20 protein-coding genes and 1 pseudogene are annotated in these 22,904 nt (G+C 42.3%); 13 read left to right on the top strand and 8 right to left on the bottom strand.

The window, feature by feature from the left end; all coding sequences use genetic code 11:
* Positions 1 to 1,407 precede the first annotated feature (1,407 nt).
* Entirely contained in the window at positions 1,408 to 1,746 is a 339-nt protein-coding gene (locus MKX46_RS21975; RefSeq protein ID WP_307348518.1) for a winged helix-turn-helix transcriptional regulator, read from the bottom strand.
* A 209-nt stretch (positions 1,747 to 1,955) separates the two neighbouring features.
* Here MKX46_RS21975 and MKX46_RS21980 point away from each other — a divergent pair, with 209 nt between their 5' ends.
* Positions 1,956 to 2,615 carry a nitroreductase family protein gene (locus MKX46_RS21980; RefSeq protein WP_029516306.1) on the top strand — a complete coding sequence of 220 codons (660 nt, stop codon included), beginning with the start codon at positions 1,956 to 1,958 and terminating at the stop codon, positions 2,613 to 2,615.
* 503 nt (positions 2,616 to 3,118) lie between these two features.
* On the opposite strand, the pseudogene MKX46_RS21985 reads toward MKX46_RS21980, so the two are convergent.
* A pseudogene (locus tag MKX46_RS21985) lies at positions 3,119 to 3,867 on the bottom strand (alpha-amylase family glycosyl hydrolase); the annotation flags it as partial.
* A gap of 215 nt (positions 3,868 to 4,082) precedes the next feature.
* Here MKX46_RS21985 and MKX46_RS25640 point away from each other — a divergent pair.
* The 5 genes from MKX46_RS25640 (at position 4,083) to MKX46_RS22005 (ending at position 9,767) form a co-directional block, all read left to right on the top strand.
* A complete protein-coding gene (locus MKX46_RS25640) occupies positions 4,083 to 4,175 on the top strand; it encodes an S-layer homology domain-containing protein (protein WP_373459275.1) in 93 nt (30 codons plus the stop codon).
* A 280-nt stretch (positions 4,176 to 4,455) separates the two neighbouring features.
* Positions 4,456 to 4,686 carry a restriction endonuclease gene (locus MKX46_RS21990; protein ID WP_080658594.1) on the top strand — a complete coding sequence of 77 codons (231 nt, stop codon included), beginning with the start codon at positions 4,456 to 4,458 and terminating at the stop codon, positions 4,684 to 4,686.
* A 467-nt stretch (positions 4,687 to 5,153) separates the two neighbouring features.
* Entirely contained in the window at positions 5,154 to 6,281 is a 1,128-nt protein-coding gene (locus MKX46_RS21995; RefSeq protein ID WP_307348523.1) for a hypothetical protein, read from the top strand.
* Positions 6,282 to 7,455: 1,174 nt separating this feature from the next.
* Positions 7,456 to 8,337, top strand: coding sequence for an AraC family transcriptional regulator (locus tag MKX46_RS22000; protein ID WP_029516309.1), 882 nt, complete (start codon positions 7,456 to 7,458; stop codon positions 8,335 to 8,337).
* 101 nt (positions 8,338 to 8,438) lie between these two features.
* Positions 8,439 to 9,767 carry a prolyl oligopeptidase family serine peptidase gene (locus MKX46_RS22005; RefSeq protein ID WP_341071788.1) on the top strand — a complete coding sequence of 443 codons (1,329 nt, stop codon included), beginning with the start codon at positions 8,439 to 8,441 and terminating at the stop codon, positions 9,765 to 9,767.
* A gap of 217 nt (positions 9,768 to 9,984) precedes the next feature.
* On the opposite strand, the gene MKX46_RS22010 is transcribed toward MKX46_RS22005, so the two are convergent.
* The 5 genes from MKX46_RS22010 to MKX46_RS22030 form a co-directional block, all read right to left on the bottom strand.
* On the bottom strand, positions 9,985 to 11,475 hold the full coding sequence (locus MKX46_RS22010; protein ID WP_341071790.1) for an oligosaccharide flippase family protein: 1,491 nt from the start codon (positions 11,473 to 11,475) through the stop codon (positions 9,985 to 9,987).
* 87 nt (positions 11,476 to 11,562) lie between these two features.
* Positions 11,563 to 12,684, bottom strand: coding sequence for an amidase domain-containing protein (locus MKX46_RS22015; RefSeq protein WP_341039046.1), 1,122 nt, complete (start codon positions 12,682 to 12,684; stop codon positions 11,563 to 11,565).
* Positions 12,685 to 12,709: 25 nt separating this feature from the next.
* Positions 12,710 to 13,336, bottom strand: a complete 627-nt coding sequence (locus tag MKX46_RS22020) for a class F sortase (RefSeq protein ID WP_341071791.1) — start codon at positions 13,334 to 13,336, stop codon at positions 12,710 to 12,712.
* A gap of 94 nt (positions 13,337 to 13,430) precedes the next feature.
* Positions 13,431 to 13,736: a hypothetical protein gene (locus MKX46_RS22025; RefSeq protein WP_318626948.1), complete on the bottom strand. Its 306-nt coding sequence runs from the start codon at positions 13,734 to 13,736 to the stop codon at positions 13,431 to 13,433.
* A gap of 212 nt (positions 13,737 to 13,948) precedes the next feature.
* The gene (locus MKX46_RS22030) at positions 13,949 to 14,740 is read right to left on the bottom strand and encodes a polysaccharide deacetylase family protein (protein ID WP_318626946.1); all 792 of its coding nucleotides are present in this window, start codon (positions 14,738 to 14,740) and stop codon (positions 13,949 to 13,951) included.
* A 371-nt stretch (positions 14,741 to 15,111) separates the two neighbouring features.
* Between MKX46_RS22030 and MKX46_RS22035 the strand changes: the two genes are divergently transcribed.
* Positions 15,112 to 15,486 (top strand): PH domain-containing protein, encoded by a 375-nt coding sequence (locus MKX46_RS22035; RefSeq protein ID WP_318626945.1) that lies wholly within the window; start codon positions 15,112 to 15,114, stop codon positions 15,484 to 15,486.
* Between the two features lie 113 nt (positions 15,487 to 15,599).
* Here the strand turns inward: MKX46_RS22035 and MKX46_RS22040 are convergent, their stop codons facing one another.
* Positions 15,600 to 15,920, bottom strand: a complete 321-nt coding sequence (locus MKX46_RS22040) for a hypothetical protein (protein ID WP_318626944.1) — start codon at positions 15,918 to 15,920, stop codon at positions 15,600 to 15,602.
* Positions 15,921 to 16,112: 192 nt separating this feature from the next.
* Here MKX46_RS22040 and MKX46_RS22045 point away from each other — a divergent pair, with 192 nt between their 5' ends.
* From MKX46_RS22045 to MKX46_RS22070, 6 genes are all read left to right on the top strand, one after another.
* A complete protein-coding gene (locus MKX46_RS22045; protein ID WP_340931632.1) occupies positions 16,113 to 17,078 on the top strand; it encodes a carbohydrate ABC transporter permease in 966 nt (321 codons plus the stop codon).
* Positions 17,075 to 17,896 carry a carbohydrate ABC transporter permease gene (locus tag MKX46_RS22050; RefSeq protein WP_029516315.1) on the top strand — a complete coding sequence of 274 codons (822 nt, stop codon included), beginning with the start codon at positions 17,075 to 17,077 and terminating at the stop codon, positions 17,894 to 17,896. The genes MKX46_RS22045 and MKX46_RS22050 overlap by 4 nt, the downstream gene beginning before the upstream one ends.
* Before the next feature lie 124 nt (positions 17,897 to 18,020).
* Positions 18,021 to 19,385, top strand: a complete 1,365-nt coding sequence (locus tag MKX46_RS22055; protein WP_341071792.1) for an ABC transporter substrate-binding protein — start codon at positions 18,021 to 18,023, stop codon at positions 19,383 to 19,385.
* Between the two features lie 256 nt (positions 19,386 to 19,641).
* Positions 19,642 to 20,226 carry a TetR/AcrR family transcriptional regulator gene (locus tag MKX46_RS22060; RefSeq protein ID WP_029516317.1) on the top strand — a complete coding sequence of 195 codons (585 nt, stop codon included), beginning with the start codon at positions 19,642 to 19,644 and terminating at the stop codon, positions 20,224 to 20,226.
* Positions 20,227 to 20,249: 23 nt separating this feature from the next.
* Positions 20,250 to 21,614: an HlyD family secretion protein gene (locus tag MKX46_RS22065; RefSeq protein WP_069011116.1), complete on the top strand. Its 1,365-nt coding sequence runs from the start codon at positions 20,250 to 20,252 to the stop codon at positions 21,612 to 21,614.
* A gap of 1 nt (position 21,615) precedes the next feature.
* Positions 21,616 to 22,839 carry an ABC transporter permease gene (locus MKX46_RS22070; protein ID WP_341071793.1) on the top strand — a complete coding sequence of 408 codons (1,224 nt, stop codon included), beginning with the start codon at positions 21,616 to 21,618 and terminating at the stop codon, positions 22,837 to 22,839.
* The last annotated feature ends 65 nt before the right edge of the window (positions 22,840 to 22,904 follow it).

Here is a 22,904-nt window from a genome sequence, read left to right on the forward strand (position 1 = left end):
ACTTTTTGCGAATATACAATTGCGCTAATGATAAAATACGAACCTATCAAAATGTATGTGGTCAATATAATTCACCTAATACTCCCATCAAATTCGCCTCCTGTGAAATTCATAAAAATCTTTTTTTAAATACTTTATAATGGACATTTAAAATGTGTTTAAAAAAATCATAACGAGTTGGTCACATTCTTATCTTTGATCTCTCGCTACAAAACAAGATTAAGTTATGTAACTGGTTTCATGTCAATAAATCAATTCCAGTACATTTTCCAAGTTGCTAGCCACAATTATGATATGTGAGCGTTAAAATGCCAGCTGTTTAGGAAGAGGTATTTTAGAGAATGTTAAATTTCAGAAATATCATTGCTACTTCCTATGCCTCAATATACAATAGAAGGAAATTGTTGATGAGGCCGATATGTGGTGAGTATTTCGTTATTTTAATCACAAAAAATCACATAAAAAATCCTGAAAAATTAAATTGAATAAGGTTGTATAGGGATATTCAAAAAGTAATTCAATTGGGTTAGTTAGAAAAGCCTTACAACCTTTTTTCTAACTACACAACTACTACGTGGGTATATACCATTTGTGTATCCTCTTAAAAATCAGCTCGTGGAAGATCCATAGTGTACTTATATTAAGTGAACTAGTGTAAATGAAAACGGAGTACCTTGATAGTAAAAATACCCACTAGGTAGATACTACATAGTGGGTCTATTAAGATTAGACCAAAGACTTCACCTATATGTCTACATGGAAAGGGGAGGGGATAGGAAGCTTAGATTAAACAGTCTCTTTCAATATATTACGAAAAAAATCACTTTTGTATGGCTTTTTCTTCGGTTAGGGTTTTCATGAGTTGTGAAATGCAGCTTTGTGCTACGCCAAGTAATTTTGCATATTCAATTTGAGTTGAATTAGGTAGTTTTTGTATTAATTGTTCTAGCTGATTTGACCGCCGTCGACCGTTCGGCAGGAATGGGGGCAAAGATCATGCTGATGCCTTGTGCGGTGCTTGTGTTAGTCACCATCATTATATGGTTTGGCACCCGTCGCACCGGTCCTGGACTGACACCACAGAACATCGCTTCAGTCAAGACGGACACAATAAAATTAGACGATTGATGAAGCTAATTGAATAAGTCCGTTAACAAAGAGGGTACTGCACTCCAGATTTCCTGGGAACAGTACCTTCTTTGCGGCCTGTATATTATTGAATCCCATTCGATTGTAGCCTGTCTCGCGAAAACGTATAGTAGAAATAACGATTGTGCTAAACAGTGAACATTAGTTGAATGAAACGGTGACAGTCTAGGACTTTATTTTCTGGTCCCTAGCTGTTGCCGTTTCATTTTTAAGATCCAGTCTAAACTATTACTTTACCCAAGCGGGGTTTCGCCATCATCAACGCGCTTCCGATGTTCCTCCCCAGGTTTCACCCCATATGCGCATTTCCCGAAGTACAGGTATGTACGCCCTTCCTTTATCTGTTAGCGAATACTCAACAGTAACAGGTGAGGTAGGGAACACCTGGCGGTTGATGACTTCATGCCGCTCAAAATGACGCAGGACATCCGTTAAAGACTTGATGCTGACATTGTCTAAATATCTTCGCATCTGATTAAATCGCTGCGGACCCAGACTAAGTAAGGTGAGTACCAAAATAGCCCATTTTCCGCGAACAACCTCCAACGCCTCGCGAATGGAGATGAGACATTGTTCGTCCTCTTTGCTTATATCCACAAAATCATTCCTTACTATAGTATAGTTAGTCTAATTTATTGAGCTATATAAAAATAATGTGTCTACTTTAAAGTAGACACTTAATAATTTATAGTAACACTAAAGCTTATTTAACTGCAATGGTTGAATTTGTTTTGAAGGTCTACTACTAATTATTTAGAACATCTTGTGCCAACTTGGGGCAAGGTAATTATGGGGAGGAGAGAAGCATGTCCGTTGAACAATCGTCACAGAAGGTGGAGGCGCAGTTTTTCGATGTTATTCAAGATCGGAGATCTGTAAGGTACTATGATTCCGAAGTAAAGATCTCACGGGACGAAATGAAGGATATATTGCAGCTAGCTACACTGGCTCCTTCTGGCGCCAATCTCCAGCCGTGGAGGTTTCTCGTCATCGACTCGCAGGAGCTAAAACAAAAACTGCTTCCGATCGCCAACAGCCAGCAGCAAGTGATTGAGGCTTCAGCTGTCATTGCGATACTCGGAGATTTGGAAGGCTATAAATTGGCCGAGAAAGTTTACGGGATGGCGGTCGATGCGGGGTACATGCCTGAAGAGACAGCTAAATCATTCGTGGAGCGATACCAAAGACTGTTCGCGAGTATGCCTCCAGAAAATGTACTCCGAAAAGTATTTATTGATAGTGGACTGGTATCCATGCAGCTAATGCTTGTCGCCCGTGCAAAAGGCTATGATACGGTCCCGATGGGCGGCTTTGACCAAGTAAAATTTGTAGAAGAGTTTGATATTCCGGCGAGATACGCTCCAGTTATGCTTATCGCCATCGGTAAGGCGGTGAAGCCCGGACACCGGACGGTAAGATTACCGATAGAAGATGTCGCTTTCTTTAATGAATTGCCTAAGGATTGATATTAATCATTCATGTAATATAAAAGAAGCTAAAGGATATGAAATGCACCTCCAATTGTTAACCACTACTAACAATTGGAGGTGCATTTTTGAGTTTTTGCGGAGATCAAGAAACTTCGTAATGAGGTGGCACCTGATCCTTATTGATCATTAATGAGGATGTCCCTGGACATTTGCGCTGTGGGGCGGACCACTATTTCACTTACCCACGCCATTTGGTTGCTCAATTGCGAACGCAATAGCTTTAGCGATAGAGTAGGGGGATAACCCAATGTTCTGATAAGCTTCGAGTTTGGCTTTCATCTCTGAGTCCTTTATGGCGTCCAGGGAATCCAATTGTGTGGATCCAGGTGTGTTTGTGAATCCGGGTGAAACGATCGTTACTCGAAGCTTGTTGCTGGCATCTTGACGCAGGCCCTCTGAAATCGAACGGCAAGCTTTGTCCCCAGACTGGCCTTCGGCTCACTGAACAGTATGGTGTGGAAGACCTTTGAAAAATTTGATTACACTGTGTATAAATAAACCTTAGCTTCATATGGTCTCAATGTAATATTTTGAGTATCAACAAGTTCAGTTTCCTTTCCGACTTGTAGTTGGAAATCAGTAGTTTTCCAGATTGAGAAATAGAGCTTTCTTTTGGAAAAGGAATACTCGTAGGTTCACCAAAAAAGTTGAGAATTACCACCAGTCGTTCGTTACCCAATGCTCGCTGATAAGCAAAAACTTTCTCATGATTTTCTGCAACAATTGAGTAGTCACCATAAACAATAATGTCATGCTGCTTGCGGAGTTCAATTAGCCGACGATAATAATGAAAAATAGAATCTGGATCAGACAGCGAAGATTCTACATTAATTTGTTTGTAGTTAGGATTAACACCGATCCAGGGCTTACCAGTTGTAAATCCGGCCTGCGGTGAGTCATTCCATTGCATAGGAGTGCGGCTATTGTCGCGTCCTTTGATGTAGATAGAATTCATAATGGAGGCTTCATCTTGGCCTGCAGCCATGTATTTTTTATACATATTGAGGATTTCAATACCCTTGTATTCTTGGATTGTTTCAAAGCGCACATTTGTCATTCCGATTTCTTCGCCTTGGTAAATGTAGGATGTGCCTTGAAGCGTATGCAATAGGGTCGCCAGCATTTTGCCAGACTCTTTATGATAATTCTTATCGTCTCCAAAACGGGAAAGCATGCGAGGTTGATCATGATTATTCAGATACAGGCTATTCCAACCCTTTCCATTCAGTCGAGCTTAAAAAGAATGCTAATGAAAAAAAGTTCTGTTGGGTACACAAGCTGAGCACTTAGCAACGGTCGGTCTAGTAAGAGTTATCTCTGGATATACATATGCAAGAGTGATTCAGGCTACCGAAAATGAGAGAGGGAATCAGTGGTATACTTGGACCAGGACAAGATTGCTCAGTGGGCCAAAGGAGAGATTATGGGTCTTACGAAGATTATATGGTCCAAGGGTATTCGGACGGAACATTTAGACCGAAAGACCATATGAGTAGACAGGAAGGAGCCATGCTTTCTTTGAAAGAGAAAAAATAATGAAAGAAAATATCAAGCTCAGGCAAATACTGCCCGAGTCATTATCCTGAATCCATAAACCGTGCATAACCGTGTTAAAATTGATGTATAAGATGATCCTGATGGAAAAAAAACTCAGATCATTTTTACAGAAGAAGGAAAGCGAGAAGTTGAGTACACTTAACGCCTGGAAACAAGTGCAAGACAAGAAAACCAGCTAATGTTTGTCAAGGGGTACCACTAATATTTTAACGAAACTATACGCCAAGGACATGGCGTATTTTTCTATAAATTGAACGGTATGATCGTCTATAGGTTGAGTACTAAATTCCATATTGTTCAGGAAGTGCGGAGCGCCCGCGCACATTATAGAGCAAATGGTGCATGGGTTGTCACCAATAGCAACTTTACATCACAGGCCTATGAGTTGGCTAAATCCAATAGTGTCAGGCTAATCAGCCGGAATGAATTTGGTAGAGATGCTAGTACAAACGAAAGAAAAATGTTGTCCTCTAAGAAGACAAGTGCTTAATTCAATAACGATGCTGCCTATTGTAGAATTATTACCTTATAAAGAAAATGATTTTGAATATTATTGAAGTGATCCCACGCGAAATTGAGGAATGATTCAACTGTTGAATGAAAGGGGGAATGATCCTTAGCGAATTGGCTCGAGTGCTATTATTTATAACAGAATCTGAATTATTGCCTTAGTAACATACTGAAGAAATTTTACTAATAAGAGTCTAATAGAAAATGTAGGTTGTAACGAGAAAGATCAGCACTGATCTTTTTGTTTCGTTTGCTGTAGGGAGAAACTCTTTGTTGTAAAAGATCCTTATAGGTGATCCTCACAAATAACCGTGGGTAGTAGTACATAAGGTTTGTTGATTGTTTTCTTAGTTGAATTAGAATCGATTTGCTGCAATTCATGTTCCCATTGACTTATATACTCTAGAATAGAAATAAATCTTTTACTTTGAAGGGAGACCGAAACATATGAGGGGTTTGTACTATCATCCTAATCGGATCAAATATAATGGTTCACCAGTGTTAATAGACTCAGGAAAACACGATGCCATATCATTGTTTGTAAAGTTAATAGAACAAATGGCACCAGATGTACTGGAACAATTAGAACATGGCGTTTATGAAAGCTATACACAAGCTTTTCAATGGTATGCAAGTCAAAAGGAACTGACTCCCAATGAAGAGCCGTCAAATTGGAAACTAATAAAAGCAGCCCGCACAGATTACTTTCCTGAATATATGAAATTAAAAGAGAGTCTATACGGCTGGGCTACTAAGTACCACTTAACAGGAGATGGAGACTTGTACCTAAATTTGGCTCTATGGGGGATTGCTAACTATTATGATGACCGGAAAGAGGAATCAAGAAAAGAAAGACAGCTGAATATAAAAAAGCACGCTGAAGATCTTGAAGTCGGTCCGGAGGCTCTTCGCGCAATGTCAATTTACAAATGCTCTTGGCCGTATGAGGAACAGTTATCATTATCAGAGTATCTCTACTTTGAGGACGAACACGACGATATTGAATTAAGTAGAAGTGTCGGTAAACAAGAAAAAATATATCATTCATTTTTTTCGAGATATTTCCCTTTCGTGTTTTCCCCAGAAGATATATTCTGTTTGTCTGGAAACGATAAACCAAATATCCATGCTTTTGAAATGCTTAGAATGTTTGACGAAAGTAAGAGCAATATTATTGAAGCTAAAATCATGGATTCGTCTAAAACTAACTCACTTACACAACCATGGGAGGGCGGGAAGGGTTGGGATCCGCGGAAAGAAACCTGGAAAGAGTTCGAGAGACTCATAGACACATATTATGAACAATATAAAAATCTATATCGTGAACGAACAGAGCAATTCCTTCAAGAACGAGGATATGTAAAAGATAAAGAGAAGAGAAATTTAGAACATTTTAAATGGCTCGTAGATTATCAAATTAAAGGATGGACTCTAAAAGAAATTGCTGATCACTATAGTAAGGTTAGATCTGAGATAATCAACGAGGATACTATTTTCCATGGAATTAAAAATACAGCCAACTTGGTTCTTGTTTATCTAAGATCCTCAAAAAACAAACAAGGCACTTGGATTTAACAATTTCAATGATGGCTGGCATTACCACCTAGTAATACAAAGAGGAATAATATATGAAAAAGAAATGATTCTTTGTATCAGCCTTATCTATTAGTTGTTGGGAGCTGTTGTGCTGTTGTCGTGCCGAGTGCGATCTTTGCAAGTGTAACTGATTCTGCCAATATATCCGCTACTGCGACCCAAGATGTTGGTACAACAAATAACTTCTCAAAAATCCAGAAACGTTTTTAATGACACATCCAACAAACAAGATCCAGTAACAAACTGAAGATCGTAAGAGGCGGAAAGGAGGAAGCAAAAGCGAATTATCAAAAATTCAAGAAACAAGGCCTAATCGATGGTCTTAGCTGGTTGACTGGAGATAAAGCAGAATAGTCAAAATGGAACCATATGTATTAAGGTTAATTTATCACACTTCCAAAAACTTCAAAGTAGTAGAACCTGCCCTGGGATTTTCTGGGGCCCTTTTTGGTTGTCCTTCCTTACAAAAGCTGCCTCCTTTAAATTTGGACCTTTGCATTTTTTCATGTTTAGGATACCCGGTATCATTTTTTACAATAAGATCAGAGAATGGATCTGGTCGATACTATGAGCTAAAGAAGAACCTATGAAGTATGTGTTTATGGAAAACATCCATTTTTGTTACATAACAAAATCAATTTAGAACATAATATGCTTGCACAAAAATAATCCTTAGAGGTGATTTAATGAACAATTCAGAAAAACAATTTCAGATAAAATCCTATTCTAGCACAGAATCTCAGAGGGTATTAGAATATTGGACGCTAGAAAGAATAACATGAATGAATATAGGCAAATGAAATTTTCTGAACAGGGAACAAACCATGTTATAAAATAAGAGTTAAGTTCAGAAACGTTTATCGGCGAGAATCAATCCAGTTTTTTCACTTCATTACGCTCTAAAATGAAAGCGTTGACATGTATTTCAACCCACTATATACTTAGCTTAATTAAATGAATAGCACTAGGATTGTTACTGTTACGCAGGCAAAACCTAAGGAACAAAATGTTAAGATCCAAGGATCTTATGTATTTTGTTATACTTAGGTTTTTTTGTTTATAGAGAGAGGGAGGTTAAATACAAGTGGTTTCGGCACTCTGCTGAAGCCATTTTCTTCTATTTATGAGGTCACATCTGAGAGGAGCGATAAACTTGGAATACAAATATGAGCTGGTCCAGGCAGATAATCATTTTCCGTTAAAAATTATAGTTCATTCCTCCAATGAACCAGCATACATACCTGGGCATTGGCACGATAGCATCGAAATATCCTATGTACTTTCAGGAAGAATTGACCATATCTATATTGATGGTGCGAGCTATAGCTCCAAAGAAGGAGATATTGTGCTCATTAATTCGAATGCTATTCATTCCTTTTCTGTGGCTAAGGGAAAAGGAAGAGAGGCCATAACCGTTCTGATTCCTTCTGAATTTATTAGAGCAAATGTCAACGGCAGTAACCCCATTTCATTTGACTGTATATCCATTTTCGAAACTAACGAGCAGAGATTACAGCATTTTGCGGAGCTGCGTGATTTGCTAAACACCTTATTTGTGGCTTATCTCAATCAGCATAATGACTCTTTAGCACATATCCATTTAACATCGCTATCTTATAAACTGGTGTATCTGTTATTAATGCATTTTAAAATGGACAATGAATCTATCCCCGGCTTTAACTCTGATAAATATTTGGAGCGGCTGACGCTGATAACCAATTATATCAAAGAGAATTACGATCAAAGCTTATCCCTGGATTCCATAGCCCAGGTTTTTGGACTATCTCCCGAATATTTGTCCCGTTTTTTTGTGAAGCATGTAGGGATGACTCTATTTCAATATATCAATGCCATCCGTCTGGAGAGATCTTATCGTGTTCTTATGAATACGGATCATTCCATCATACAAATTGCGTTGGAGCACGGTTTTCCGAACGAGAAGTCTTTTGCCAGGGTATTTAAGAAGGTTTTCCAGGCAACACCGCATCAATATCGAAAAGAGAACAAGAGGTATTCTGGAGCAAGGAGTCAGTAATTGACCTGAATTAGGCTAATAAAAGACAGGATGCAAATGAAAAAGATTATTAAAATAAATAATGTAAGCGTTCTATTAATGGATCTGGGAGGTAAGACATCATGTTTAAACGGTTTCAAAAGGCTGCTATGACAACTATGTTACTCACTTTAGCTATCGGTACGACTCTTGTTTTCAGCTCCGGTGCATGGGCCAAGGATGTAAAGATACAGCCCACCTCATACCGGACGGTTGCGGAAGTTAAGGATTGGGGAGCAGCCATTACGAAGATCATTGTTAACCTGGGTAAGCCAGTCCCTAAAGATGCGATAACTAAGGATACATTTAAGGTGCATGTGGGAAGAAGCGACAATCGGTTGGTAAATCCCTTTATTGAAAATGGAAACCGGAAAGTCACCAAGGCCTATGTATCGGACAAAAGTGGCAATCCTGTAAATAAAACCGGAAGCTATGTTGTATTGGAAATGGAAATCGGTCCGACATTAACACTAAGCTCCGCTATTCATTATGATGCGGCAGGCTCCGGGTTTAATGCATGGAATGATAACAAATACACGATCACGCAGCAAAAAGCTATTAAAACCAAATCCGGAACGATTTCCGATTTGAAGATTGATACTTCCGCAGGACAGATACGGAAGTTGGTTGATCAATTTGCGACCGGTAAATCTACTTTTGATGGAGTTACTTTAACCTACGCAGACTATGCACCGGCAAAAGACAAAGTGAAAAACCCTTTGGTGATCTGGCTGCATGGTATGGGTGAGGGAGGTACCGATCCAACGATTCCGATTGCCGGAAATAAAGCAGCAAATTTTGCCTCTAAGGATATCCAATCCTATTTTGGCGGGGCTTATGTGCTGGCACCTCAGACCCCAACCTACTGGATGGATGGCTTTACAAGCTTTGGGGACGGAACCTCCAAGTATGAGCAAGCATTGATGTCCTTAATTAAGGATTACGTGGCCCAAAACAAAGACATTGATACAGATCGAATCTACATTGGTGGAGACTCCAACGGTGGTTACATGACTATGCTGATGATCCGTGACTATAAAGATTATTTTGCAGCAGCTGTGGTTGCATGTGAAGCCTTGAAGGATAGTTTTATAACCGATGAACAGATTAACGAAATGAAGGACCTGCCGATCTGGTTTGTGGCTGCCAAAACCGACACCGTGGTTCCGCCCAACGATTATACGGTTCCGACTTACAACCGTTTAGTGAATGCTGGAGCAAAGGATGTTCATATGTCGTTATTTGATAACGTAGTGGATACCTCTGGTTTGTACAAGAAGAGCGACCAAACACCGTATGAATACAACGGCCATTGGTCTTGGATTTACGTATATAACAACGAAGTATTGAAGGTGATTAACGGAAAGAAAACAACGATGATGCAATGGCTTGCCTCCAAAACATTGGACTGAAAGATAGCATGAACCAAAGCGTTGAGCTTGGACGTAGCAGTAATAGTAAATACAACTTCGCTTAACGCACATACATTTCCCAGACGAAAACTCAAGGAATCAGTATGACAGACTGTACTTGAGCAGCTCGGCAAAAGAATGATACACATAGCTAAATGCTAACATTCAAATAGAAAAGGGCTTCCCATAAGTTTGATAAACTTATGAGAAGCCTTTCCTACTCTTTGAAAACGCTTTTTAATCGAACCTTTAAATACAAAGCACACCAGAAGCAGTAATGGATTACCTCCACAATTATATGAGCCGTCTCTGGCCATTCCAATGAGGATAACGTCTTGGAACACAACATGCCCACTATAAGAATGGCTTCAAAAACTAAAATATCTACTAGCAGCATAATGGCTATACGGGATTTGGCACGTTGAAAGAGTTGAAGGACTTTGAAATTCCAACCTGTTGCGGTCAACTCCAGCGTTATGATTCCCAGGGACATGCCGGTATACCCGAAATCGGGAATGGCAACCAAGGAGTAAAGAATGATGAAATTGGCAAGTACACCTGTGCAAAGGCCGATAAAGGGAGTTTTCTTCCGATTTTGTGCCCATAAGACGCTAGTTGTGATTTCCCGCCATCCAACGAGTAATGGTAGCATAGCCAACGATTTAATAGGAATTTCGGCATTTTGTATATCAAAAACAAGTAGGGAGATATCTGGGGCATATTTAAAAATGAAAAAACCTGAGGCTAATCCCCAGACCCACGCTACCTCAATAGCGGCATAGCCTTTTTTATAGAATGAGTTGTACTTCTTATTTTGCCAGTCTGCTGTTATTTTCATAGTGAGCGTATGGGTTAACGCGCCTGTAATCACAGTAGGCATATAAGCGACGACAAGGGCGATGCCAGTAACAATACCGAACATCTCCGCTGCCTCTTTAGAAGAAACCCCGGCAACTTGTAACCGTTGGGGAATAATGATCGCATCCATAAAATCAGACGCAGGTATGAGCAAACGTGTAAGCGCAATAGCAAAGGAAGCTTGTACTACTAAAGGTAAATCTGTTCGAATTGATGGAGGGGATAAAGCTACAGAAGGGCGGTTATACATAAAAAAAGCAATAAGCACAGCAAAGGATAACAACGCGCCTGTAAAAGTTCCAAGTACCGCTCCACCAACAGCAAACTCGATGCCGGATTGGATAAATAATGGCACTAGCAACATCAAAGTACCGATCCGGGCAGTTTGCTCTATGATTTCCGAAATGGCGATCGCAGTGTACTTTTCAAGACCTTGCAAATATCCACGCAGCAGACTTAACAAGGGAACGGTCAGTATAGCTGGGGCTAGGCATCGAATCACAAAATTTATCTGCGGATAGCCGAGTAATTTAGCAAGGGGCGTTGAAAACCAATAGGTCAATAAACTGCATGCCAATCCCGTTAGAATTATGGGTATTGAAAAAATTTTGAACAACCGCCAGCCTTTTGCCGTATGTTTAGCTGTAAACATAGCCAACGCTGTTGGCAATCCCCCGGAAATAATCATCAATACTAAGCTGTAGAAGGAATAGACTAACTGGTAGAGGCCCATTCCTTCAGCTCCAACTAGCCGTATCATAAATACTTTTCCGATTAGACCTATGGCTTTCACGACGATCATCGCATTAGCTCTCACCATAGTTTGTTTTAATAAAAGAGGTAATTTCAAATCGTTTTTCACCCCATTAGAAGCTGTCCATTCTATTTCTATGACAGTATTCTTTGGGATATGAGCAAGTGTTGCGATTCAAGATGCTTAATCTTGTATATGAATCAATAAATACTTGGTGCTTCTATCCCATCCCAAGTCGAAGGGAACCCTGAAACGGTCTGCCGTATGAGAGTTAACTAAAGGATAACCACCCCCATCGAATCCGACAACAACGGAGAAGTGGTCTACATCTCCTTTTAATACGTAAGCAATCAAATCACCTGGTAGCAACTGTGGTCTGTATTGATGCTGCTGACCATTGACCGCGCGGACAACATCTGAGAAGCTCCCTTGTCCTATAATCCTCCCATAGCCGGAGCGTATCAGAAAATTTTTAAAAGCGTCCGTTTGAACCCAGGCTTGGCTTCCGCCGTTACCATACGAGTAATGCCACCCAGATTTCATAGGCAGTCCTCCACCTTCCTCCTTGTCTCCGATAACTTGGGAGGAGAAGTTGGTACAGTCGCCCCCTTTGGAGTTATAATCCAGGTATTTTGGGTTATATCGCTGACGATTTCCTGCTCCCCATGTTATTCCAGCATACTTGTTAGCATAGTCAATGGCTCGGGCTCTATTGTAATTATGGATAACCTTCTCTGATGGAACCGAGTCTTTATGAGGAATAAAACTTGAATCAAGCGGTTCAATTTTTTTTGGATTTTCTTCCAATGGATCTGAATACCATTCACGTTCCAAATACCAACGGCTATCTTTTTTTCTAAGTGTAATGCCATGACGTGTTCCAATTCCAAAATCATGCTGACCGGAGTAGCTGTCGATATACTCATAACTCAATTTTAAGGACTGAACAAGTGACACCTTTGCCGTATCGTCTAACACTTCTATACGGGATATCCGAATGGAGCTTTCTGCATTCACGAATTTCATTTTTCGATGCTTGGCCCATTCCTGAATATATTCTGCTCTGTTCATTTCATGAAGGTATGCGTAGTTGCTTCGATTGTGCTTTACTAAATAATAGTCCTCAATATGCTTTTTATCCTGATCCATCAACAACCGGGTGCGATCATTAAACAGCTCTTGAAGAAAAGGAATAACGTCATCTTGTTTTGCTGGCTCTGCTTGTACACGAAATGAAGAGAAGCTGTAAGCGGGGATCATTATTAAGATCATGCACAGCAATTGCAATTTAGCGGTCTTAAGCACATTATTCATTCTCCTTGAAAATGTTTTAATTGTTTTTGGAATTGCCCTTATCCTGAGTAAGTTTCTCACAGGCTGAATTCATGTGTGCTAATTTGGTGTAAACTACTAGCCTTCCCTCGTGTTCTTTTCTGCTTCGGCTATAGCGACCTGCACATGTAATCAAGTTCAAACGATGCTCTTCTGTAGGACCAAAAATTTTCTGAATCGGTGCTTCGGAAGTTAAGTAAAATTTTACAGACTCGACAGCAAACTGAATCTTACAGCCGCCACCGCCAGTCACATACACGAAATCCCCCTTTTTTAGTTTTTTAAGAGGATAAAAAACAGCTGGGCCCGTGTATGTATCTACATGTCCATCCATAATTGCATTACCTGCTGCCCCTGGCAATATACCGGTAGATAAATAACCTACTCGATTTGTGTTGCTTGGAACGCCCATCTGACCATTTTCTAAGAATGTAACCGGTTCTATAATTGAATGAATACGAACCTCAGGAATATCGAGCATATATGGAACGATTCCTTGAAAAGGTTTATTTTTAACCTGTAAGGGCTTCGCTATTTTAACTTGTTGAATTTCAGATTTGGCCGGGGCGTAGGTAGAGTTATGATGATGTTCAACAGAGGATGAACAGCTCGTACTTCCCAGCAAAATTAAGAATACTCCTATACGAATGATCCATGTATTGTTCATATGAAGAAAGAGAGAGGGTTAAATAAAGCTAACCCTCTCCTTTTAACCCTCCCTAATTCATTTGCTCGCTCGCGCCACCGAATCCGGTTTTTGGTAATTTTGTTGCCTTTGCTTTCAAACTTTTCGCATGAATACTTTTTTCTCCTATGATTTTGGCAGGAGCAGCTTCACGCGCATGTAGCTTGTGTATTTTCTCATGCTTGCTCTTGGCATGCATCTTGTGTTCATGTTTTGCATGAACCTTATGTTGATGCATTTTTTGCTCGTGTTTTTCTGTTGCGGGTGCAGCCGCAGAAACCATCGATCCTGCTGACAGAAATACAGCAAGGGACGCTACAGTCAATATTGCTTTTTTCATTGTAATTGCCTCCTTTAAATAGTTGTAATTGTAATTCGTAAGTATAGTTGCCGTAAAAAGAACGTATTGTGTAACCAAGAATTTCATATAAAAGGACTATATTACAAATACCTATCTCTTCAACTATTGAACTTAATTAGTCCTTTGGGTGTCACATATAGTAATTAGACTCCGTCGGCGAGTAACTGGCGGAGTCTTTTTGTTTCTATCTACTATTTATTCACTTCAATCAGTCCTTCGGGCGTCTTACGATTGGCAAGCAGCTCAGACACAGTGACGAAGGTAAACCCCCTTTTTTTTAGTTCGGGCAAAATGATTTTCAGGGCTTCGACGGTTTGTGTACTTTTATATACATAATCGTGCATAAGGACGATGTCGCCGTTACGGACATTGCGAAGGACCTTATTAGCGATACGATGTACACCGGGTTTTCGCCAATCTAAGGTATCCTGATGCCAGGACCATAAAATAATTTTGAGACCTTTCTCCTTGGAGAGCTTGACCAGCGAATCGGTATAGGAGCCGCCGGGTGGCCTAAAAAGATGGGTCCCCGCACCAGTTGCCTGTACGATGCTCGCCTGAGCTTGATCCAATTCGGACAGAGCTTTGTTGCGAGAAATATACTGAAAGGATGAGTGAAGGAAGGTATGGTTGCCAACTTCATGCCCTTCTTCTCGTTCCCGCTTGACAAGGTGAGGCAGCTTTTCTACACGACTGCCGACGACAAAAAAGGTCGCTTTAGCATCGTATTCTTTAAGCAAATCCAAAATGGCAGGCGTATTGCTTCCATCCGGTCCGTCGTCGAATGTGAGGGCAATCAACTTGCGATGGGTAGGAACTTCCCATACAATGTCGCCGCGTTCTTCATAATAGGCTCTTCCCTTTGTAGGAGTAGGGGAGGTGTAAGATGCGGCTTGTGCAGTATTTGTATAGGTTGTGGGGCACAAGCTGGCACAAAACAAGGAAACAGCGATACTTGCAGATAGTAATCGGTCATATTTCATCAGGCTTCTTCTCCGTTCTAACGTATTCTCACATTAGCTTGCCAAGAAGAAGCGTATATCATTCTTCGGTTCTGAAATTCATCAATTCCAATCACTTAAAATTGGATCTAATTGTTTCTTCAATAAGACGCAGATTACAGAGTTATGCTTAAAAAGAGTGATAGCTTGCTTGTTGATAACATCCTGTACCCATGTTAAGTTGTACATATCCATCCTTGGTTTCAATGTGCAGTTGAGGTAGGTCATTGTCCAGTTCGTGAGAGTCTTAATCTGACGAAAAATGAAGAGGTCGACGGGACAAGCCGCAAAAGCTGATCTGAGGTCAAGGAGTTGCGACTCGTTCCTGAACTTCCAACAGGAGATGAGACGGGATGCAAACAAAAGAAAAAGAGCTGCGAGCTATTAGTCTGACGTTAGAAGCGGGCGAACACATTCGATCATATATGGGGTGTACGTATGATTTGCAGCAGAGCTCCCAAAGGATATCGCTTCATGGAATGCTGGCTGTGACGTCCGAACGAATCATTTTTTATTCCTGTACTATGGGTACTCCTTGGGTCAAGTTCATTAATTATCACCATATTTCACTGGCTAAGCTGGATGAGGATTTGTCGGGTACTAGGGGAAACATCACGCTAATCAATCAGGGTGTGAACGAGGTGTTCACCCATCTGCCGAGTGGAGAGGGTATAGAGGGATTTGTAGCTGTACTAGAGCAAGAAGCAGGTATCTCTTGTGAGAACTAATGATTATGGAAAACAAATAACTAAAACCTCCAACTTCGTAATATGCCAAGGGTGGCTACTTATCGAATTTGGAGGTTTTTTTGTCTTTTAGTTAGAGAGAGATGGAACGAGCGCTAGCTCAACAGGGTTATAACCAATAAATTATATAACACAAGCGGCAAAATGACATTGTTGTAGGCATAGGAGCGATTCGGAGTCGTGGTGCCTGGGAAGGGTGAGTGATATTGCTGAGGAACTCTCAGATACAAATGATCCGCATCGATGTGCACAATCGTTCCTTCATATACTTGATGATCCATCGTTTGTACCCTAACCGTATGATTCATGTAGGGGCTTAATTGATAATGCAAATGATCGCGGATCTTTTTGAGTTCGGTCTGTAATTCCGGTCTAGCTTGATATAAAGTTTGCGGACTGACGGTGTTGTACGGCATTCGCCTCTAACCTCCATACCATGTAATGATGCATCATATGCAGAAGTCTATGTCCTTGTGCTCATACCTATAGAGAGTTGCTTTTACAAAAAGGAAAAACATTAACATTTTACTCCAGCCCACTTGACGTTCCCTTTACATCGAAACGATACACTTACTGAGGTTGGTTTGAAAAGAAAGGGGCGCTCCGTTTTGGGTGAGCTTAACAAATCTATGGGACTGGGGACGAGGAGTCAGCAACAGACTTCGTCTAAAGCCCGCATACGCACGGGTTCGCTAAAAATTCAAAGACTGCGCGAAAACGCGCTGGCGTATACCTTTTTGGCTCCATCGCTTATTTTGTTTGCTGTATTTATGTTTTATCCGATGATCAAGTCCGTTTATCTCAGCTTGCATTCTACAGATCCCGCAGGAAACGTTGCAGCATATGTAGGATTAGATAATTTCACTACACTTTTCAGCTCGGGACTGTTTCTGCAAGGGATTAAGGTGACACTCCTGTTTGCACTGTTAACCGTACCAGTAGGTATTTTATTGGCGCTGGTACTGGCTGCACTTACACACAGTAAATTGCGGGGAATGCGTATCTTCCAGTTTGCCTTTTCGCTGCCGATGGTGTTGTCGGTCGGTTCATCTGCGGTCATTTGGAAATTTCTTTTTCATCCGACACTGGGGATGCTCAACTATGTGCTTTCCCTCCTACATATCAATCCGGTTCCGTGGCTGACCAGCCCGGATTGGGCGCTGTTCTCAGTAGCCATAATGACCATCTGGATGAATCTTGGCTTCAATTACATTATCTTATCGAGCGGACTTCAAGGGATTCCAGATGACATGTATGAGAGTGCCAAAATGGACGGGGCTGGACCGCTCGTCACGTTCTGGCGTATCTCCATGCCACTGTTATCACCGACGATCTTTTTTGTGACCGTAGTTTCCATCATTGGAGCCTTCCAGTCTTTTGCTCAAATTAACATTTTGACCAAAGGCGGTCCGGTGAACAGTACGAATGTATTTGTGTATTCCATCTATCAGGAAGCTTTCGTTAATTTCCGGTTCGGAACGGGGAGCGCGCAGGCCATTGTCTTGTTTGCTGTCATTCTGCTGCTCACGATGATTCAGTTCAAATGGGTGGAAAGAAAGGTGCATTACCAATGAAACGACACCTGAATTCTACATTGCTATATGTGCTGCTTACGATTGCAGCTGCTCTCATTTTGTATCCGGTTATATATACGTTTTTTATGGCAGTCATGTCTCCCGAGGAAGCGAGCGCTTACCCACCAAGCTTTTTCCCGCATTCTTTTCATATGGCCAATTTTACTGAAGTGTTTGAAATCGTTCCGATTGCAGCCTTTATTGGAAATACATTTCTCATTTCGGGTCTTACAATGATTGGGCAACTGATTACAGCGAGCTTGGCGGCCTATGCCTTTGCCAAAATGGAATTCAAGGGAAAAAACTTCATTTTCAGCATGTTTGTTGCGACAATGATGATCCCTTGGGAAGTGACCATTATTCCAAACTACCTGACGGTACGGAGCTGGAATTGGCTTGATACATATCAAGGGTTGACGGTTCCTTTTCTGGCGACGGCATTCGGGACATTCCTGTTAAGGCAATTTTTTCTCCAGCTTCCCAAGGAACTGTTCGAGGCGGCTCGTATGGATGGGTGCGGACATATCCGTTACTTTCTGTTCCATGTGCTTCCGTTATCGCGCCCTGCGCTCGGAACACTGGCTGTGTATTCGTTCCTGAATATGTACAATTCGTACCTCTGGCCTTTACTAATCACCAATAGCGAGAATATGCGCACGGTACAGATCGGTATATCCATGCTCGAATTTCAGGAATCGACTTCATGGAATCTGGTATTTGCGGGTACGGCTCTTGTCATTTTACCGTCTCTGCTCCTGCTGATCTTTGGACTAAAACAGTTGGTTCGTGGAATGGCGGCGGGTGCACTTAAAGGCTGACCACATATGTCAAAAGAAAGCAACACCTGCGCAAGCAGCCCATATACAGAGCTTCAACACACAAGAATATCGCAAGAGAATGCCAATTCAAGAATCATTTAATCAAAGGGAGAGAAGAGAGATTATGAGATTTTTTTGTCTGAAAAGTGCATTGACCCTGCTTATTCTGACTGCCATGGTGGTTGCAGCAGGTTGTAGCAATAATACTGCTGCAGAGAAGCCGAGTAATGGTAGTGATGGAGCAGCAGCGGCTTCCCCAGTGAAGCTGACTTGGTGGCATTCGATGTCCGGTAACGGTGAAAAAGCAATCAAGCAGATCGCCGCTGATTTTAACGCCAGTCATAAGGACATTCAGGTAGAGCCGGTATATCAAGGCAAATATGATGACAGCTTGAACAAGCTGAAAGCGTCGCTTGGTTCCGACAGCGGACCGGACATCATTCAGGTATATGAAATCGGTAGTAAATTCATGATCGACTCCAAAATGATCACACCCGTACAACAATTTATTGATGCAGACAAGTTCGATCTGTCACAGCTAGAGCCGAATATTACACGATACTATACGATTGATGGTAAACTGAACGCGATGCCGTTCAATACGTCAAACCCGATTTTATATTACAACAAGGATGCATTCAAAGCCGCAGGAATTGATCCAGCTAATCCTCCGAAAACGTATGATGAGTTCGAAAAGGCTGCTAAAGCCTTGAGCAAGGATGGTAAATCCGGTGCTTCCATTGCCATCTACGGCTGGTTTATGGAACAACTGTTTGCCAATCAGAACGCAGATTATGTGAATAATGGCAATGGTCGTGATCAAGCGGCAACGGAATCCATGCTGAATTCGGATGCAGGTGTAAAAACCCTAACGTGGTGGAAGAAAATGATCGATGAAAAGGTTGTATCCAATCTGGGACGTAACTCGGACGATACGGCAAAGGCTTTTTCCGCAGGACAAATTGCAATGACGCTGGATTCCACCGCTTCGCTGCGTAATATTGTGGAGCAGGTTGGCGATAAATTTGAAGTAGGCACAGGATTCCTGCCAAGAGCCAATGAAGCTAAAGAAGGCGGCGTGGTTGTAGGCGGCGCAAGCTTGTACATCATGAACAACAAGCCCGAAGCCCAGCAGAAGGCAGCATGGGAGTTCATTAAATTCGTCGCTTCCCCAGCTGTACAGGCACAATGGAGTGTGAATACCGGGTACTTCCCGATCACGAAAGCGGCCTATGACGAAAAGGTACTTAAAGACAATATGGTAAAATATCCGCAATTCCAGACGGCGGTTGACCAATTGCATGCATCGGCACAATCCACCGCTACACAGGGCGCAGTGATGGGCGTATTCCCAGAAGCGCGTCAAATCGTCGAAGGTGCAATCGAGGCTGTGCTGAGTGGCCAGCAACAGCCCAAACAGGCATTGGATCAAGCTACCCAAGAAATCACAGGCAAAATTGCGCAATATAATCAAACCGTGAAAAAATAGTCGGCCTTCCCTTAAAATCAGATGATAATCCGTAGAATGCGCCTCCTTATCATCCGATTTTATGACATAGCGGATCGAATGAGTGACCCCCTCACTTATTCGATCCGTTTTTGCATTTTCACTTTTAGAATAAGCGTTTAGACGAATTGTCTAAAATGAAATATTTTCATTTTTCCTATTGCTGGATAACTAAAAATGGGCTTATAATAAATACATAATTTTTGTACTGGACGGTCAGTTCAAAAAAGGAGGAAGCATGAAACAACAGACAAAGGAAATTATTTTTAACGGCGCACTCAAAGCTTTTTCTGAACGAGGATTTAATGAAACAAATATGGAGGAAATTGCCAAAGTTTGTGGCATAGCCAAAGGAACCCTGTATTACAATTTTAAAAACAAGCAAGAATTGTACATTTACATTTTGAAGATGGGGATGGAGCGTTTTGTCCGGGATATCCATGAAGCAATGGCTCATACGCCTAAAGATCAGGTGGAGCTTAGGATTCGAAAGCTAATCCAAGTACATATTGAGTTTATTGTGAGAGAACCGGACTTTTGCCGTCTATTGGTCAGTAAGGGCTGGGTTTCGCAAGAGCAGCATTTTAATATTAGGCAGGTGCTGGCTGACTATTTTGATTTTATGGAGGCAGAGATCGATTCCGGCAAGTTTCATGGGAAAATTTCAAGTAAGCTGGATGCCAAAACAACAGCCAATTGCTTATTTGGGATTTACATTTTTGCACCAATGAGGTCAATGGTTTGGGGCGAAACGATGAATCTGCAAGAGGCTCGTGAAAGCATTGAAGTTTTTGTGTGTAATGCATTGGGCATGCAACATTAATATACAGATGGAGTGATGAAAACATGAAAGCTAAAAAATATACGATTTATGTCGTACTTATTATTTTAATCGCGGTTGGGATATATGCCTTAACTGCTCTTCCACGGGGTGGAAGCAGCTTGTCTGCGGATCAGTCTTCTTCCATTCCTACGGCTTATGTGGAGTCGGATACCCTCAATGCCAGCTTTAAAATGGCAGGACGGATTGACCAGATGCTCGTCAAAGAAGGCGATCAGGTGAAAAAAGGGCAGGTGTTAGCCCATCTGGAAAGTCGCGAGTTGGAAGATAAGGTGAAGCAGGCACAGGCGGCATTGCTGGCAGCCAAGAGTAATGTATCCAAAGCAAAAGCTGGAGTGTTGCAGGCTCAAGCAGGCGTAGGCCAGGCACAGGCTACTGTGAGTGCTGCTCAGGCCAAGAAAAGCCAAGGCACGACATCGGTCAGTGTGACCGCAGAGGCTTCCTCCAGCCAGATTGAACAGGCCAAAGCGGCTGCGAACGCTGCCAAGGCAAAACTGGATGCCCTCAAGAGCGGGGCAAGACCACAGGAGCTTGAGCAATTGCAAGTATCTGTGAAGGTAGCCAAGGAAACGCTGGACCTGACCGTTAAAAATCTGGAGCGTGCCAAAAAGCTTCAAGAAGCCGGTGCAGCAACCCAGGCATCTTTGGATCAAGCGACATTGGAACATCAACAGGCAGTGGCCAAGTATAATGCAGAGTCGCAAAAATTGGATATGGCACGGGAGGGAAGCCGCAAGGAGGAAATTACGGCGGCTGAAGCTCAATACCGCCAAGCCTTGGCTGCGGTGAAGGAAGCACAGGCAGGAGCGGGCAAAGTTGCTCTGCAACAGGAAGATGTCAAAGCTGCTCAGGCTTCGGTAGAACAAGCGCAATCTGCGGTGAAGGCGGCGCAATCCACAGTTGAGCAGGCTCAATCTGCGGTTGCAGGTGCCAATGCTCAGGTAGCCCAAGCGGAAGCCGCACTTCAAGAGGCTCAGACCTATTTGAGCTATACTACGCTGCGTGCGTCCGAGGATGGAATCGTAAAATCCAAGTCGCTTAGCTTAGGTGAAATGGCTAGCGCAGGGTTCCCGGTCTATACCATTGAAACTTTGACACAACGTTGGGCTAAATTCTATGTACCTGAAACGTCTCTGAATGGCCTTCAAGCAGGGGATACTGTCCAAATTAAATTGCTGTCTGGCGGTAAGGAGCTGAAGGGTAAAGTCATTCTGTTAGAATCGGCTGCTGACTTTGCCATTCAAAAACCGAGCCAAAGCTCCGGTGACAAGGATGTCCGTTCCTTCGGTGTTAAAGTAGCATTGCCGGACCTTGCTGCTTCGGTTCCAACAGGCTCCACGGTCCTGTTTACAGGCAAAGGGGCGCAGTAATATGCAGGATTCACAGGAAAGACTTCGTATCCGCGATGTGTTTCGCGAGGAATGGCTGAGCATCTTCCGGGACCGCCGCTTTATGGCTATTCTGCTGATTACGCCGATTGTGTATACGATACTATTCGGCTTCCTGTATTCACATCAGCGGATTACCGAGATGCCTGTCACCGTGTACGACGGAGATAATTCGCAGCTCAGTCGCCAGATCATTCAGGCGTTTGATTCGACCGATTCATTTTCCGTTACACGGCAAGCAAACAATCAGGATGATGTAGTCCGTCAAGTAGAGGCTGGAGAAGCTAAGGTCGGAATCGTCATTCCCGACAACTTTACCACTCGGCTTAAGCATGGGGAGAATCCACCCGTGCTCACGCTGATTGACGGCAGTAATATGATGTATTCCAATAGTGCCAGTCGGATTGCGAATCAGGTTATTAGTAGCGTGAGTGCCGGAGTATCAGTCAATTCCATGAAACAAAAGGGAATGAACGCCGATCAGGCCGCGTCGACGCTGACTACCATCCCGTTCCGATCCAGAGTGCTATTTAACCCAGTATATGATTATAAGCTTTTCATGCCGTTGGGGGTTATTTCTGCGGCTCTCCAGCAGTGTTTGCTGCTAGGTATTGCGTTGTCTTGCACGCGTGATAAGGAAGCAGGGACTTGGGGAAGATTTGGCGCATGGAGAAATACCCCTTGGCGTTTGGCTATTGCCAAACTGGCACCGTATTATGCAGCGGGAGCTTTCAATGTGCTGACTGTATTCAGTATCAGCGCTTTATGCTTCGATATTCCGTTCAGGGGACAGGTACTGCCGTTGATTTTAGTGTCGCTGGTTTTTAACTTTGCCTTGTGCGGATTAGGCTTCCTGTTCAGTCTCTTTTCCAAAACCAGAGTAGATGCGACCCAAACTCTGATGCTGATTGCTGTTCCTTCCTTTATGCTGTCAGGCTATACATGGCCATTAGAGGCAATGCCCGGCTTCTTGCGGGGGCTTGCTGAGATATTGCCACTGACGTATTACCTGGATGCTGTACGGAACATCACGCTCAAAGGACTGGATATCACATACATTTTCAAAGATATGATTGCTCTAGGCGTCATTGGTTGTGTAAGTCTGCTGGTGTCTTTCGCGATCTATCCGTTATTCTTTAGACAGCACCAGACGACAGAGCAGCATGCCGAAGTGTCCGCTCAAGAAGGATTCACGCTAAAAGGCTGAGAGCAACTCTAAATATTGGATATCACAAAAAGGCAGATCAGGAGTAAACCCTGATCTGCCTTTTG

It is taken from the genome of Paenibacillus sp. FSL P4-0113 (assembly GCF_038009305.1).
Classification (GTDB): Bacteria; Bacillota; Bacilli; order Paenibacillales; family Paenibacillaceae; genus Paenibacillus; species Paenibacillus polymyxa_D.